The following is a 14,667-nucleotide window of genomic DNA, read 5'->3' as shown; positions in this document are numbered from 1 at the left end:
TAGGTTTAGCGATCCTAACCCTACTCCTGGTGTGGTTCCTGCATGGTCCTGTTGTCTTAGATCGAGTCGACCTAACCTCCTTTGCACCAATAGAGATCGTGCATAACGGTGGGATAATCTACGGTGTGCTGCTTGCCGCTCTACTTCTTAGCAACATCGCCAGGATGTATTGGTTTACTGTAAAGAAGAGTGTCGGCGATAGGCGTATACCTTTAAGTGCGTACTTTAGGGCGCTTAAACACTTGGTCACAGAATTTCTTGCGCAAGCGGGTTACTCTAAATGTGCATCCAAACGCGCCTGGATCAACCACCTTATACTAATGTGGGGTTACACAAGCCTATTCATACTCTTCGCCATCCTACTACCCTACACGCTAGTCAACGAAATCCTCCCATTGAATAACCCGCTACGCTTAGCCGGCTACTTCGGCTTCACAGCCCTAACCTACGCCACACTATACGCAATCATAGGCAGGCTTTTGAAGAAAGAGGAGCATAGGAAGTACTCTCACCACACAGACTGGATGTTCCTCATACTGCTTCTACTCACATCCATAACAGGCATCCTCATACACATCTTCATCGCGCTAAACATGCCATTAGCAACATACATAATCTTCACAATACACCTAGTCTTTGTTGTACCATTGCTGGCTGAGGTTCCATTCGGAAAATGGGCTCACCTAGCCTACAGACCCTTCGCACTCTACTTCACCCAACTTAAAAAGAGACAGAACTTTTGCAGAAACAACAATCTATTTAGGCAAGTGTCGGCTCAAAATATTTTTAATCTTCTTACGTATAGGAAGAAGTGAGGGCAGAATGATTAAGCGTATTCACATCCTTGATTGCGGAACGCTAGAAATAGACATGTCATACTTTACTTGGAAGTTGAATATTGGTAAACCCTACCGTTTTCCCGTATGGTGTACTTATGTGGAGAGCGATGAGGCAAAGATTATGATAGATACGGGCTACAACCTTGAAAATGCTTTAAGATACTATAGTTGGGAGAAGCCGCAGCAGAGTGAGGAGCAGAGACTTGATAGGCAGTTAGCTGCGATTGGTGTGAGGCCTGAAGATATAGATATAGTGGTTATAACCCATCTTCACTTCGATCACGTTGGGAACCTAAATTTATTCAAAAACGCTAGTGTGATCGTGCAGAAAGAGGAACTCAGACATGCATATGTGCCTGAACCATTTGAGGCGATAGGTTATAGTAGACCAACTTTTGACATACCTGGCATAAAGTGGGAGTGTGTTAGTGGAGATCAGAAGATCGTAGAGGGGTTAAAAACAGTATTGGCTCCTGGGCATAGTGCCGGACATCAAGTACCTATCATAGATAGCAAGGAACTTAACGCTATAATAATTGAAAGCGATGTGATAAGCACTCGTCTCAATTTAGAGAAGCGCATAGTTGGGGGAATACATCTAGACCCGCAAGCGCAATATGAATCGATGCTTAAGCTTGAGAGGATCGCCAAAGAGACCAAGGGCACAATATTCTTGCAGCACGATACAGAGTTTTATAACACACTCAAGAAAGGAAGAGAATATTATACTTAGATTTAGGAGGGCTAGTGGTTCGCCAAGATTCTAGTTAAAATGCTTGGGTTAGGAATATTTACAAAGGGGGAAAATGAAGCTATAATGGATGCAGCCAATATTTCTGATCTCATTGAGCGGTTAAAAACAAGGTATCCTCTTATCAAGGAGAAGTTATGTGACCCGAAAACAGGCAGACTTTACCCAGGGTTTGAAATATTGGTAAATGAACAACCCATCATTAATGAAGAACAGGAGCTAAATAACGGTGACATCGTAACTATACTTCCCATCTTCGCTGGAGGTTAGAAATAGAAAAGAGCTTATTAGGTCATTAAGTTAAACAAAGAGCGGTTAAAGGGTGAAGGAAGTTGGGTGAATTCAAATATAAAGGATATTGCTCTAAACTACTCAGAATAAATCTTACCAAACAAACATCCACGGAGGAGCCCTTAAAAGAATTAGATATAGAGAGATTTATAGGCGGCAGAGGACTTGGTGCTAAGATACTTTTTGACGAAGTTAAAAAAGGGGTTGATCCGCTAAGTCCTGAAAACAAAATCATTATAACTAGTGGACCATTGACGGGCACAAGAGTACCAACAAGTACAAACCGCTTCATAATCACAACCAAATCACCTCTAACCGGGCTCTATGGTTTTTCGGTTTCAGGTGGAGCCTTTGGCTTAGAGCTGAAGAAAGCAGGCTACGATGGTCTGATTATAGAAGGCAAAGCTGATAGGCCAATATATTTACAGATAGACGATGGGAAAGTATACTTTAGAGATGCAGGGTGGCTCTGGGGCATACCTGTGTTTGAGGCAACAAGAATGCTTAGAGAATCTCTAGGATATTACTATAGAACTATAATGATAGGGCCGGCGGGAGAGAAGCTTGTTAAGATCTCTGGCATAATTTCAGATGACCGTAGGGCATCAGCGAGATGCGGTGTGGGGGCGGTTATGGGCTCCAAGCTACTTAAGGCTGTTGCTGTCAAAGGTTCCAGAGAATATACTATGGCGGAACCATCTAAATTTGAAGAAGCACTGAAGGAAGCGTTCAAGAATATCGGTCTACAACCGGGTCCTTGGAAAGAATTTAGACAAACTGGTACACAATCTGGCCCTATAAAGAATAATGCTTGGGGAATTCTACCTACAGCTAATTGGCGTGAGGCAATCTTTGATAAAGCTGCCGAGATAAGTTATCCTCTTTTGAGGGAGAGGTTCGTTATCAAAGATACTGGATGTAACCAGTGTCCGATAAGATGCACCAAAGTTACTTTGGTCAAGGATGGACCTTATGCCGGTGCTGTGACAGATGGGCCTGAATATGAAACCATATATGCCTTCGGTAGCTCTTGCAAGATAGGTGACCCTAGACCTATTATCGCCGCTGATATGCTTTGTGATGATTTGGGTCTTGACACTATCTCTACTGGACTTACCATAGCTTGGGCGATGGAGGCTCATGAAAAAGGAGCGCTCTCTAGAAGTGATCTAGATGGATTAAACCTGAGGTTTGGCAGCGATGAAGGCCTGTTAATTGCTGTGAAAAAGATGGCATACAGAGACGGTGCTTTAGGAAGACTTCTTTCAGACGGCGTTAGGGAAGCCGCTAGAAAAGTTGGGAAAGGCTCTGAAAGCTACGCCATGCACGTAAAAGGTCTGGAAATAGGGGGGTATGACCCAAGAGGATCAAAAGGACAGGGGTTGGTTTTAGCTGCGGGGTCAAGAGGGGGATGCCATCACGCATACGGTGTAGCATCCTTCGTCGAAATACCGCAAGGCAACGCTACATCTGCTAAAGGAAAAGGTTTGCTTGTTAAAGGAACTTTGAGAATTAGAGTTATTATAGACTCAGCCCCTCTCTGCGCGTTCGCAGCCTCTAGAGTGCCTCCGCCACTGCTTGCCAAACTAATTTCAGCGGCGACAGGAATGGAGATGCAACCTTCTGATCTTGAAAGGGCTGCCGATAGGATTGCTACCTTGGAGAGGGCATATAACGCTAGAGAGGGGGTAAGAAGGGAACACGATACTTTACCTGAAAGGTTGATGAAGGAACCAGTACCAGATGGTCCGAACAAAGGCTCTGTCGTTACAGCTGAAGAGCTCGAGCTAATGAAGACTGAATTCTATGAATCCATGGGTTGGGATATAACAACTGGTGTACCGAAAAGAAGTACATTAGAGGCTTTGGGGCTAAAAGATATAGCGTCAGATCTAAGTAGGGCAGAGGTACCTTTACTCTAAGCACTTAGGCGCTCACAGCCACGCAATCTATCTTGAAGAAGCTCTTCGCTCACGAAGAACCCTTACTAAATATTCATCCCTTATACGCATAACCTCACTAGCGGACCTCTTCGACCAGTCATAGAAACCCTTACCTGTCTTTACGCCAAGCTCATTTCGTTCAACCATCTGCTTAACAATACTATGGGGCTCGACGGAGTTATCAAGATCCTTATAGACGATCTGAGAAACAGCATAAAGTATGTTTACACCTGATAAGTCAACTAATTCGAAGACGCCCAGAACTGGGAAGCGTGTTCCTAATGTTTCTTTTATTACTGTATCTATATCTTCTGGCGTGGCTACTCCTTTCTCTACAAGCGACGTTGCCTCTCTTATGATGGCATAGAGTATTCTTATCCCTATCTGACCAGGGACATCCTTATTTACTACGACGGGCTTTTTTCCTACTTTCTCAAGAAGCGCTTTAGTTAACCGGATAGTTTCATCAGAGGTCCTTTCGCCTTTTACTATCTCTACTGCTTGAAGTAGTGTAGGCGGGTTCCAGAAATGTGTACCAACGACTTTATCTGGGCGTTTAGTGGCTGACGCAAGAAGTGCAATAGGTATGCTTGACGTGTTACTTGCAAGTATTGTATGTGAAGGAGCCGAATCATCTAAAGTTGAGAATATAGCCCGCTTAATATCGACATTTTCTGTAACAGCTTCTACTACAAAGTCAGCGGCGCGACCAACCTCCCTAAGCTCTAACACTGGTGAAATCCTTGAGATAGCTTTTTCAGCATCACTTACACTTAAAAGACCATATTGGGTAAGCTTCTTTAGATCGGCTTCTATCGCCAACAGCGCGTTATCAAGTATAGCTTTGCTTACGTCGTTTAAGAGCACCTTGTAGCCTGCTTGAGCAAAGACCAGCGCTATACCGTGCCCCATAAGTCCAGCGCCTACAACACCAACAGTCTTTATCTGGTCAATGGACATATGCTAAAGTAGATGGGACAGTAGTATTTTAAGTTGCCTTAAATTTTGTTGCCGCCAACAAAATTAACAGACAAGCATATCTACTTGGATGGAACTGGGTAATTATGTGTATGAGAATATATTAGAAGAAGACAAGGAACTGGTTGAAGTATTAAAGGAATGTGGTTTAACACAGCTGCAGGCTAAGGTCTATCTGACACTAGTTAGATTAGGTTCGGCTTATGCGAGAGATCTGGTGACGAAGTTAAGAGTTAACAGGGTTGATATCTATCGTGCATTACGTGCTTTACGTAGTCTAGGGTTAGTAGAGTTACAGCTAGGCAACCCTACCCGTTTTCAACGTGTTGCACCAAGAGAGGCTATCGAAGCTCTTCTTAATAAGAAAGAAGAAGCTTTAGCTGCTCTCAAAAAGCGTAGTAAAGAAATCATACCTAAGCTTGAAGCATTAAGTCGGCAACCGGAGGTTTCTTGCCAACCTGATAAAAAATTCTTTCTAAGACTTCTTTCAGGCGCGCAAGTCTTCCATAGAGTAGCTGAGCTAGTAAAAGATGCAAAATATGTTCTGAAGATGATCTCACCTAGAGGATTACAACTACATTGGCAGTCCGGGATATACGACGCTGAAGCTCTTAGTGCACAACGTGGTGCTAAGATAAGAATATTAACTTATATTGGTAGGCAGAATATTGACTGTGTGAGAGAGTATTTGAGTATCGCTGCGATACGTCATATAGAAGATCTTGCGGTGAGAATAAGATATATTGTTATAGATGAGAACCAGGTTGTATTGCCTATTTCATCACCGCCTCAGGGTTTAAGAGACCCTGTTGTGATTTGGAGTAACAGCCCAACTTTAATTGATAGCTTGATTCATGACTTTGAGACCGCTTGGTCAACCGCATTGGATGCTAATAAAAGACTAAAAGAACTTCTGTAAGTAAGTATATGTTACACCACCCACACTTTTTTCCCTCAATCTCTGACTATTGTAAGGTATGCGCGTCACCCTGCGGAGCTACTTAGCTAATACTGCCATCTTTGATTTTATAGACATAAATCTGATAAAGCCTTCGCAAATCAAAGTGCGGAGAGATCTGGGAGATCTAAATGGTTTGATGAAGTCCATAAAAGAAAATGGCTTACTTCAACCAATTATTGTCCGTCCCTTTGGTGAGTATTTTGAAGTAATTGCTGGTAACAGAAGATTAGAATGTTGTAAGAGATTGAGATGGGCAACTATACCTTGCTTTGTCAAAGACGTTGACGATAAAACAGCGTTTGAGTTGTCTTTAACAGAGAATGTCCAGCGTAAGACATTAAATCCTATAGAGGAGGCTGAGGCCTTTAAACAATATGTTAATGGATACGGGTGGGGTGGTATAACAGACCTTGCGCATAAGATAGGAAAAAGCGTTGAATATGTATCACACAGATTAAAGCTGCTTGAACTCCCAGAAGATGTTCAAGCTAAAATAGCCGCAGGTCAGATCCCTCCTAGCTGCGCACAAGAACTGCTTTGGATAGACGATGATGAGGTTAAGAGTCAGCTAGCATCAAAAACAGCAAATCTTAAACTAGCTGCTAAGAAGCTCAGATCTGCAATCAAGCTTGTTAAAAGTGGATTAAGCGTTGAGGAAGCTCTTATAGAAATAACAGATTCTCAAAGTGTCAGTTATGAGGATGAGTATACAAAGAAAGTGAAAGTTCTTGAAGATGCCATCCTTGTGCTACGAATATGTTTAGTTCGCCTTGATAACGTTATAAAGGAGGCTGCGAAATACCCCGAACTCAGATCATTCCTTCTCAAAAAGCGATATACGATACATAGACTAATCGATAGTGTCATATTTGAGAAAAAAAGAATAGAGAGGGGTGCTAAGTTCAACTGAAATAAGGTATCACGTGCTCCTTACAGACTTTTGGTGTAAGCCAAGGATCTGGGCTTATCTCAGCCCAGATCACTGTAGTTACACCGACCTTTGCATATTCCTCGAATCTGCTTATAATCTGATCTGGTTTGGAAGCGATATTAAATGCTGATATAAGCACATCATCTCTAACAAGAGCTGAACGACTTTCGATCACACGCGGGTCTTGTATTATAGAGTAGCATTCCGGTATGAGAACACCGCCATACAGCCTAGCCTTCTTTAGGGCTAGCTCAAAATCAGGATGGTAAGAAGTGTCCACAAAGGCCATCTTCTCCATTTTATCTGGGTCTTTGCCTGCTTCTCTAGCTGCTGCGTAGAAAGCAGGTAAGATCACGGATTTAAAGTAGTCTGGTGGTCCTAGGCTTAAGATACCATCACAGTATTTGCCCGCGATCTTAGCCATTCTTACACCGCCAGCTACACCGATTAAAGGTATAGGTTGCTTTGGTTTATCATAAAGGTAAAAGAAAGTGGTGAAGTATTTTCCTTCGAAAGTGAAGTAGTCTTGGCTTGTCCAACACTTCTTGATTAGCTGTATAGCTTCCTCTACTCTTGCTACACGCTCAGCATTTGTAGGCCATACACCTGTTACGGTATTCTCATTCATAGCTTCTCCTGTGCCTACATGCAGCCCAACTCTCCCTTCATGTAGAATCGCCATGGTTGCGGTTTGTAACGCCACATCAACCGGATGATTTCTTAAGCCAAGAGGAGCAACCATATAATGGCAAGCGATCTTATTAGTGCGCTGCAGATAAGCTTCGATCATTATGTTTGCTGCTGAACAGTGACCATTGGTATGATGCCAAGGTAATGTATGATCACCTTCCCAAATTAAGTCGAAACCCGCTTCTTCATAGAGTGGAACTCGTTTTATTATATCGAGTGGGTCGTATTCGACTATAACTGGGCATATACCTATTTTGAGTTTCTTGGGCATATTTACCTCACATGAGTAGAAGTATGGCTTATTTTAGGATTTACGATTAACCAAACGTCAGGGACTAACCGTTAAGATTATGTTCAACCTAAAGCCAACCTAGCTTTAGATATGAAAAGCCTACCGCAGTTTGAATATTTTGAGCCATCCACGCTACAGTACGCTATCTACCTTCTTAACAAGTACAGTGATTCTGCTTGCGTCTTAGCTGGAGGTACAGACCTAATTGTTCAAATGCGTGATGGGAAAAAAGTACCGAAGTATGTTGTGAACATTAAGAAAATTCCTCAATTAAACCGAATCGAAGTGGGAGAAAAAGGCGTAGTAATAGGTGCACTAACTACAGTAAACACAATACATGAGTCACATATAATCAAAGAAATCTTCCCTGCGCTTCACCAAGCAGCAGGCACACTAGCTTCCTATCAAGTAAGAAACAGAGCTACAATTGGAGGGAATCTCTGTAACGCATCCCCTGCAGCAGACCTTGCTCCACCACTTCTCATATATAGTGCGAAGTTGAAGATTGTTAATAAAAGCGGAGAAAACGTAATCCCGATAGATTACTTCTTTCTGGGACCGGGCAAGACAGTATTGGAGCCAGGGATGCTTCTCAAAGAGATCTATATTCCAAAACCTAACGAAGGAAACCGCAGCGTATATCTAAAGTTTGGTACAAGGAGGGCGATGGAATGCGCTATAGTAAGCGTAGCTGCGTCCATTAGATTAGAGGACGGTTTCTGCAAAGACGTGAAGATAGCTTTAGGCTCAGTAGCCCCCACACCTATAAGAGCTAAGACTGCTGAAGCCGAGTTACTTGACAAAAAGATCGACCAAAGGCTAATAGAAAATGCTGCAGAAGCTGCTGCAAAAGAGAGCAAACCCATCAGTGATATCCGCGCTTCTGCAGAATATCGGAGAGATATGGTTAAAGTATTCGTGAAAAGAGCTCTCTATTCGCTCGTTGAGGAGAGCGGGGGGCAGTAAATGAGGCGTCTTATATGAAGCAGCGAATAAAGTTGTTTGTAAACGGCGATGTGTACGAAGTATATACTGAGCCGAATAGAACCCTTCTAGATGTATTAAGAGAAGATCTGGAGTTAACAGGTACAAAGCGAGGATGCGACAGTGGGGAATGTGGTGCTTGCACAGTTTTGTTAAATGGTAAGCCAGTAAATTCTTGTTTAGTATTAGCACCAGAGGTGGATGGGCAAGAGGTGGTGACAATAGAAGGTATAAGCAAACCCGGTTCGCCTTTACACCCAGTACAAGAAGCATTCATTGAGAAGTGGGCCATACAATGTGGTTTTTGCACACCTGGGATGATAATATCTGCTAAAGCACTTTTGGACCGCAACCCAGATCCCTCAGAAGAAGAAATTAAGCAAGCTTTGGCCGGCAATTTATGCAGATGCACAGGGTATGTGAAGATTATAGAGGCGGTTAAAGCCGCTGCTGAGAAGATGAGGAGGAGTGGAAGTTGACGGTTCAGATAGGGCGTGAGAGCTTCATAGGAAAGTCGTTGCCTAGAGTAGATGCATTAGATAAAGTCACTGGTAGAGCGGTTTACGGCGACGATATCAAGATGACAGGGTTACTTTACGGCAAGATCTTGAGAAGTACTAGAGCGCACGCCAAAATTAAAAGGATTGATGTATCTAAGGCAAAGGCTCTAGAGGGAGTAAAAGCGGTAGTGACAGGTAGAGATGCGCCTTTTAGAGGCGGCGAAGCATTAAGGGATCAACCATTCCTAGCAATAGATAAGGTTAGATTTATCGGCGAACCAGTCGCCGCAGTAGCTGCCGTAGACGAAAAGATCGCCGAAGAAGCCATAAAGCTAATTGAAGTCGAATACGAAGATCTACCAGCTGTCTTTGACGTTTTTGAGGCGCTTAAGCCGGGTGCGCCACTAATACATGAAGAGTTGCACACTTACGAGCACATCCCTATAGTAAGCCCTGTGCCTGGGACAAATATTTGTGCAAAGTTTGAATTTGAAAGAGGTGACATAGAGAAAGGATTTGCTGACGCAGATGTTGTGATCGAAGATACTTTCACATTTGCACCGTCACACCACGGTCAAATAGAACCTTTTATGGCTATAGCCCAAGTCGATTATAATGGTAGGATAACAGTCTGGGTTCCTAATGATGCGCCAAGCAGGCTTAGAAAAGATCTATCAGACGCTATGAAGATACCACAAGACAGAATACGAGTAATATCACCTCCATATATGGGCGGAGGTTTTGGGGGAAAAGGTGGGCTCAAGGTTGAGATGGTATGCATAGCTTTAGCCATGCATACCGAATGTAGACCTGTCAAAATCAGGTTAACAAGGGAAGAAACTTTCGAGGCAACATTAACTAGGCATGGTGCCGTTTGTTGGGTAAAGATGGGCGCAAAAAAAGATGGACGTATAATTGCTTGCCACTCCAAACTCTTCTATAACACTGGTGCATATGCTGAAAAGGGACCTACTGTAACACTTCACGGCTGCGAATCAGGCGTTGGCCCATATGATATACCTAACATCAAAGTGGAGGGGTATTGTGTTTATACAAACAGGCCTATAGCGGGAGCTTTAAGAGGTTATGGTTTACCTCAGTCTTCATGGGCTCATGAGTCTCTAATAGATATGCTAAGTCATAAATTGGGTATGGATCCGCTTGAGGTAAGACTTAAGAACGCTCTAGTCGAAGGCTCGATCAACCCTATTAGAGGTGACCGACTTTTCAGTGTAGGGTTAAAGGAGTGCCTTGAGAAGGCTGCTAAGGAAATTGAATGGGGTAAAAAAAGGCCACCAAATAGGGGTGTAGGAATAGCTTGTGAGTATAAAGCTACTAAGACGCCATCGGGCTCGACAGCCTTCGTTAGAATCGAACAAGATGGAAGTGTTGAAGTAGTAACGAGCAGTGTTGAAATAGGGCAAGGTGTTAGAACAATACTCACACAGATCGTAGCAGAAGAGTTGGGCGCGTCTCCAAATTTGATAAAAGTGACAGTACCAGATACAGACTACACACCTTTCGATGCATCTACCACAGCTAGCAGAACCACATTTCATATGGGGAATGCGGTAAGAGAAGCCGCAAGAGATGCTAAAAGACAACTACTTGAGTTAGCTTCTAAGCTATTTAATCTTAGCCCAGATCAACTCGACACCTGGGACAACAAAGTTTTCCCCAAAGGAGGCGGAAAAGAAATGACTTTCAGAGAAGTTATTACAAGTCACTATGGAGCAGGATTGAGTATACTTGGTAGAGGCTCATACTATCCAAACATACCTGGCACACTCTTTTCAGGACATAGCGTGTTCTATATGTATGCAGCACATGCGGTTGAAATCGAAGTAGATGTCGAAACGGGGATCATCACGATATTAAAGTATGTTGCTGCGCACGATGTCGGACGTGCTATTAACCCTAAAGCTTGTGAAGGGCAGATTGAAGGAGGCGTCTTACAAGGCATCGGCTCAACATTATACGAAGAGATCATTTATGATGACAAAGGAAAGATGCTTAACCCTAACTTTAGAGATTATAAGATGCCTACAGCAATGGATATGCCTAAGATTATACCGATAATAGTAGAAGCACCACATAAAGAAGGACCTTTCGGTGCTAAAGGTATAGGAGAGATAACATTAGTTCCCGTAGCACCAGCAATAGCCAATGCGCTATTTAACGCAACAGGCGTTAGAATAAAGGAACTCCCACTTACAGCAGAAAAAGTTTACTTCGCAATTAAGAAACAAAAAGAGGGAGTCAGATGAAGTTTGGTATTAGACTACCAAATTCCGGCCCATTAGCTAGCAGAAAAGCGATATTCGAAGCGGCAAAGACCGCAGAAGATCTGGGCTACGACTCTGTCTGGGTGCATGATCACATTGTTTGGGGTACAGAGCAGCACAAAACGCACCTCTCTGCAGGTTCAGCCGAAGCTTTAACTGAACAACAGCTACCTAATTTTTATGAGTCGCTTACAACATTATCTGTTCTAGCCGGTTTAACAGATAAAGTAAAACTTGGTGTGGCAGTAATAATACTTCCACTCAGAAATCCTGTAGTGTTGGCAAAACAAGCTTCGGTTCTTGACGTGTTATCAGGAGGTAGATTCTTGATGGGTGTAGCTCCGGGTGCACCAAAGATAACTGAAAAGGAGTTTGAAGCCGTTAACGTGCCATATCACGAAAGAGGTAAGATAACAGATGATTACATTAAGGCGATAAAAGCCATCTGGACTATGCCTCTTGCTACATACAGTGGTAAATATGTCTCATTCAGAGATTTGCAGATATTTCCTAAACCCTTACAAAAGCCGCACCCTCCCATCTTAATAGGCGGAGGGGAAAAAGGGTTAAGTGAAAAGGCGCTTAAGAGAGCAGCCGAGCTTGGGGAGGGGTGGATACCAGCTTATTTGACTGAAGAGGAGCTAAACGAAGGCGTTAAACGGCTAAGAGATATGACCGCAGCTGCTGGTAGATCAATTAAGATGATTGTAGGATTAGAAATGTTCACAAGCGTAGATGAAGATGAGGAGAAAGCTCTAAGTAACGCTAGACAGACATTAACTACTAACTTTACTTCAATAGAAGAAGGACTAAGGAGAAGTTTTGTTGGAACACCAACTCAAATAGCGAAACGGCTTGAAGGTTACAGAGCAGCGGACTACTTTGAGTTAAAATTCATCTACCCCACTATAGACCGACTTAAAGAAATGCTTAAACTCTTTGCTGATAACATAGTTAAATCGTTTAATTAAAAAAGAAGGATGGGGCCTTAGCCTAATAAGGTATCACAACTTTTCCATCTTTTATAATTAGTCTGCCATCGACTTCAATTGTAGGTGCTCGTATAGTTGCGTCGATATGTGATTTACTTACGTTCTTACCCCCCGGGTAGGCGCTATGGTTATCTCCTAGAGCAAGGTGTATAGTACCTAACATACCTTTTTCTGATAACGTACCCAGTTTCTCAAGGTGTCCGGTTCCGATGGAAAACTCCGCAACCACATTTGCGTTCTCATCAGAGCTCTCAATAATCTGCTTTAGGTGTGCAGCCTCGGCTCCTCCTCTAAAGTCTATTGCTCGCCCCTTTTTTACATATACCGTGATGGGCTCCTTTAATCCAAAAGGTGCTACAATGTTCATTACACCGTCTGCAACATACACACCATCTGCAGAGTCTTCAACAGCTGCGAAGGCGATTTCGCCCCATAGGGGCATGGGACCCATCATAACACCCTTCTCTCTTATCGGTGTTACTAGTAGAGGAGGTCTACCCTTTATAGAAAGCGTTAGATTTGTACCTTTTGTGGTTGTGATCTTGACGACATCGGCACCCTCGAATGCTTTAACAAGAGCTTCGGTTCTCTTCTGCACAAGTAAGATATCGTCTACCGTTAGCCCCCACGTCCCTAAACCTTCTTCTACCGAAGCAATCTTAGCTTGATTATCTACTGCAGTCCTAACAGCCTTGGTATGAGCAAACCTATGTGCGTAATCTATATTCGTCTTGATAATCACAACATCAGAAGATGTAACCGCACCGAAAACGCTCTTAGGAGGCTCAGGTATACCCGGCGCAAGGAGACCTTTAGTAACTTGAGAAGAAATGTCAAGGAGTATAACGTCTCCTCCGGCTGCGCTTGCAGCAGCGGCTAAGGCTTCTGCTTCGAGTCGATGATCTGCATCCATAAGAACCGTAACAACTTCACCAGGCTGAACTCGGTATCCGTGTGTGATGCAGATCATCGCTTCTTTAAACGCTGTGATTGGAGAGGTCATCTACATCGGTTCAACTTATGTAGAAGGTTTTATTTAAACCCGTTCCTTACTGCTTTTGTGTTAATGTGGGTGGGTATTCAGGGTAGGAGAAGACATAAACCATGATGACGTCTTCTTCGCCGTCGTTGACTACAGCATGTGCTACATTGGGTGGTATGTATAAAGCATCTCCTGCTTCGAAGTTTATGTAGCATAAATCAAGAGCCAGTTTACCTTTACCTTTTATTACAAAGCAGAGTTCTTCCTCGCTATGTGTAAGCTTATTAGTCCTAGTCTTAGGCTTAAAAGTCGAGTAGCCAAGCATGCATTTTTTAGAACCAGCCAGCTTGGATGTAATTAACTCCTCTACCCAGCTCCCATTCTCTAAATTTGTCCGTCTACCTGAGCCCAGTTTGATTACTTTTACATCGCTCAAACTATGTGTGGACCTCTGGTGTTACTTCTCTTTTGAAGATGTGACTTCCGTAGTCCAGTAGAAGGGTTTGCCTTCTCTCACTTTCTTTTCTTCGTCTTCTGCCGCCAGCACCGCATCCATCCCGCAGTCTACCCAGCTAGACCATCCCGCTAACCAAGTGCAGAGCTCAACCGCTTCTTCAACCTCTTTTGCTGTCGCCCCTAGTCTTACCGCTCGTCTAGCGTGGCTCTTACCACCTTCTCCACGCCCTAAGGCGACTTCCACTGCTACTATAATCAGCTCCTTGATCTTCTCTGGCAGGGCGCCTTCGGGTGCACCTTTAGGTTTAAGTGTAGCCCGCCTCATAGTAACGAAGCCTCTAAGGAGCTCCGGGTTATATCTGTCCATAACATCGAAGACAGGATGAATTCTACCAAACTTCTCCATCAGATATTCCTTAATATCCTCATCCATTCTATATCGATGCTTATCTCTCTCCTCTTAGATTTAAACTTAAAGGGCTCTGTGTAAACAACATCAACAAGCACTCAAAAGCAAATTAATCGATAATTTCAACTTAGGCTATGGCAAAGTTATCTCACGAGCAAACATTTCAACTCCCACCGCACCCTTATGATGGCAGATCTTTAGGTTATTGAAACAGCAAGATAGGAAGCTCGCACCATGAATCAAACTTTTCTGCCACCCATGCAAAACGTCTCTGGTGGATGGTTGTTGGCTTGCTGCGTGTCAGCCTTCTTGGGCTAGTCTATGCATTCTGATAAGCTTTCTGTTTGTGAGGTTCTTGTTCTCTCCTCTATATGGCTCTTTTC

15 protein-coding genes are annotated in these 14,667 nt (G+C 43.3%); 10 read left to right on the top strand and 5 right to left on the bottom strand.

Annotation, left to right across the window (positions count from 1 at the left end; translation table 11 throughout):
* Positions 1-29: 29 nt before the first annotated feature.
* The 4 genes from HA494_07010 (at position 30) to HA494_06995 (ending at position 3,803) form a co-directional block, all read left to right on the top strand.
* Entirely contained in the window at positions 30-815 is a 786-nt protein-coding gene (locus tag HA494_07010) for a hypothetical protein (GenBank protein NHV97516.1), read from the top strand.
* 7 nt (positions 816-822) lie between these two features.
* A complete protein-coding gene (locus HA494_07005) occupies positions 823-1,572 on the top strand; it encodes an N-acyl homoserine lactonase family protein (protein ID NHV97515.1) in 750 nt (249 codons plus the stop codon).
* 39 nt (positions 1,573-1,611) lie between these two features.
* Positions 1,612-1,860 (top strand): MoaD/ThiS family protein, encoded by a 249-nt coding sequence (locus tag HA494_07000; GenBank protein ID NHV97514.1) that lies wholly within the window; start codon positions 1,612-1,614, stop codon positions 1,858-1,860.
* Positions 1,861-1,922: 62 nt separating this feature from the next.
* Entirely contained in the window at positions 1,923-3,803 is a 1,881-nt protein-coding gene (locus HA494_06995; GenBank protein NHV97513.1) for an aldehyde ferredoxin oxidoreductase family protein, read from the top strand.
* 27 nt (positions 3,804-3,830) lie between these two features.
* Here HA494_06995 and HA494_06990 read toward each other — a convergent pair whose 3' ends face one another.
* On the bottom strand, positions 3,831-4,784 hold the full coding sequence (locus HA494_06990; protein ID NHV97512.1) for a 3-hydroxyacyl-CoA dehydrogenase family protein: 954 nt from the start codon (positions 4,782-4,784) through the stop codon (positions 3,831-3,833).
* Between the two features lie 88 nt (positions 4,785-4,872).
* Between HA494_06990 and HA494_06985 the strand changes: the two genes are divergently transcribed.
* Both HA494_06985 and HA494_06980 read left to right on the top strand, forming a co-directional pair.
* Positions 4,873-5,721, top strand: a complete 849-nt coding sequence (locus HA494_06985) for a TrmB family transcriptional regulator (protein ID NHV97511.1) — start codon at positions 4,873-4,875, stop codon at positions 5,719-5,721.
* A gap of 145 nt (positions 5,722-5,866) precedes the next feature.
* On the top strand, positions 5,867-6,673 hold the full coding sequence (locus HA494_06980) for a ParB/RepB/Spo0J family partition protein (protein NHV97510.1): 807 nt from the start codon (positions 5,867-5,869) through the stop codon (positions 6,671-6,673).
* Here the strand turns inward: HA494_06980 and HA494_06975 are convergent.
* Positions 6,666-7,655 carry an LLM class flavin-dependent oxidoreductase gene (locus HA494_06975; GenBank protein ID NHV97509.1) on the bottom strand — a complete coding sequence of 330 codons (990 nt, stop codon included), beginning with the start codon at positions 7,653-7,655 and terminating at the stop codon, positions 6,666-6,668. The two genes, HA494_06980 and HA494_06975, sit on opposite strands and share 8 nt — an antisense overlap.
* Positions 7,656-7,766: 111 nt before the next feature.
* On the opposite strand from HA494_06975, the gene HA494_06970 reads away from it, so the two are divergent.
* From HA494_06970 to HA494_06955, 4 genes are read left to right on the top strand one after another with little or no spacing between them, the layout of a single operon-like run.
* Complete coding sequence (locus tag HA494_06970) at positions 7,767-8,642, top strand: xanthine dehydrogenase family protein subunit M (protein NHV97508.1); 876 nt, start codon at positions 7,767-7,769, stop codon at positions 8,640-8,642.
* 14 nt (positions 8,643-8,656) lie between these two features.
* Complete coding sequence (locus tag HA494_06965) at positions 8,657-9,139, top strand: (2Fe-2S)-binding protein (protein ID NHV97507.1); 483 nt, start codon at positions 8,657-8,659, stop codon at positions 9,137-9,139.
* Positions 9,136-11,427 (top strand): xanthine dehydrogenase family protein molybdopterin-binding subunit, encoded by a 2,292-nt coding sequence (locus tag HA494_06960; protein NHV97506.1) that lies wholly within the window; start codon positions 9,136-9,138, stop codon positions 11,425-11,427. The genes HA494_06965 and HA494_06960 overlap by 4 nt, the downstream gene beginning before the upstream one ends.
* Positions 11,424-12,416 (top strand): LLM class flavin-dependent oxidoreductase, encoded by a 993-nt coding sequence (locus HA494_06955; GenBank protein NHV97505.1) that lies wholly within the window; start codon positions 11,424-11,426, stop codon positions 12,414-12,416. The genes HA494_06960 and HA494_06955 overlap by 4 nt, the downstream gene beginning before the upstream one ends.
* A 22-nt stretch (positions 12,417-12,438) precedes the next feature.
* Here HA494_06955 and HA494_06950 read toward each other — a convergent pair whose 3' ends face one another.
* Genes HA494_06950 through HA494_06940 form a run of 3 tightly spaced genes read right to left on the bottom strand, consistent with a single transcriptional unit; the run spans position 12,439 to position 14,308 of the window.
* The gene (locus HA494_06950; protein NHV97504.1) at positions 12,439-13,440 is read right to left on the bottom strand and encodes an aminopeptidase; all 1,002 of its coding nucleotides are present in this window, start codon (positions 13,438-13,440) and stop codon (positions 12,439-12,441) included.
* Positions 13,441-13,486: 46 nt separating this feature from the next.
* Positions 13,487-13,855: a cupin domain-containing protein gene (locus tag HA494_06945; protein NHV97503.1), complete on the bottom strand. Its 369-nt coding sequence runs from the start codon at positions 13,853-13,855 to the stop codon at positions 13,487-13,489.
* Positions 13,856-13,876: 21 nt separating this feature from the next.
* On the bottom strand, positions 13,877-14,308 hold the full coding sequence (locus HA494_06940) for a carboxymuconolactone decarboxylase family protein (protein NHV97502.1): 432 nt from the start codon (positions 14,306-14,308) through the stop codon (positions 13,877-13,879).
* Between the last annotated feature and the right edge of the window lie 359 nt (positions 14,309-14,667).

The organism is Nitrososphaerota archaeon, assembly GCA_011605775.1.
GTDB lineage: Archaea > Thermoproteota > Nitrososphaeria > Nitrososphaerales > JAAOZN01 > JAAOZN01.
This window is presented reverse-complemented; position numbering and strand designations above follow the sequence as displayed.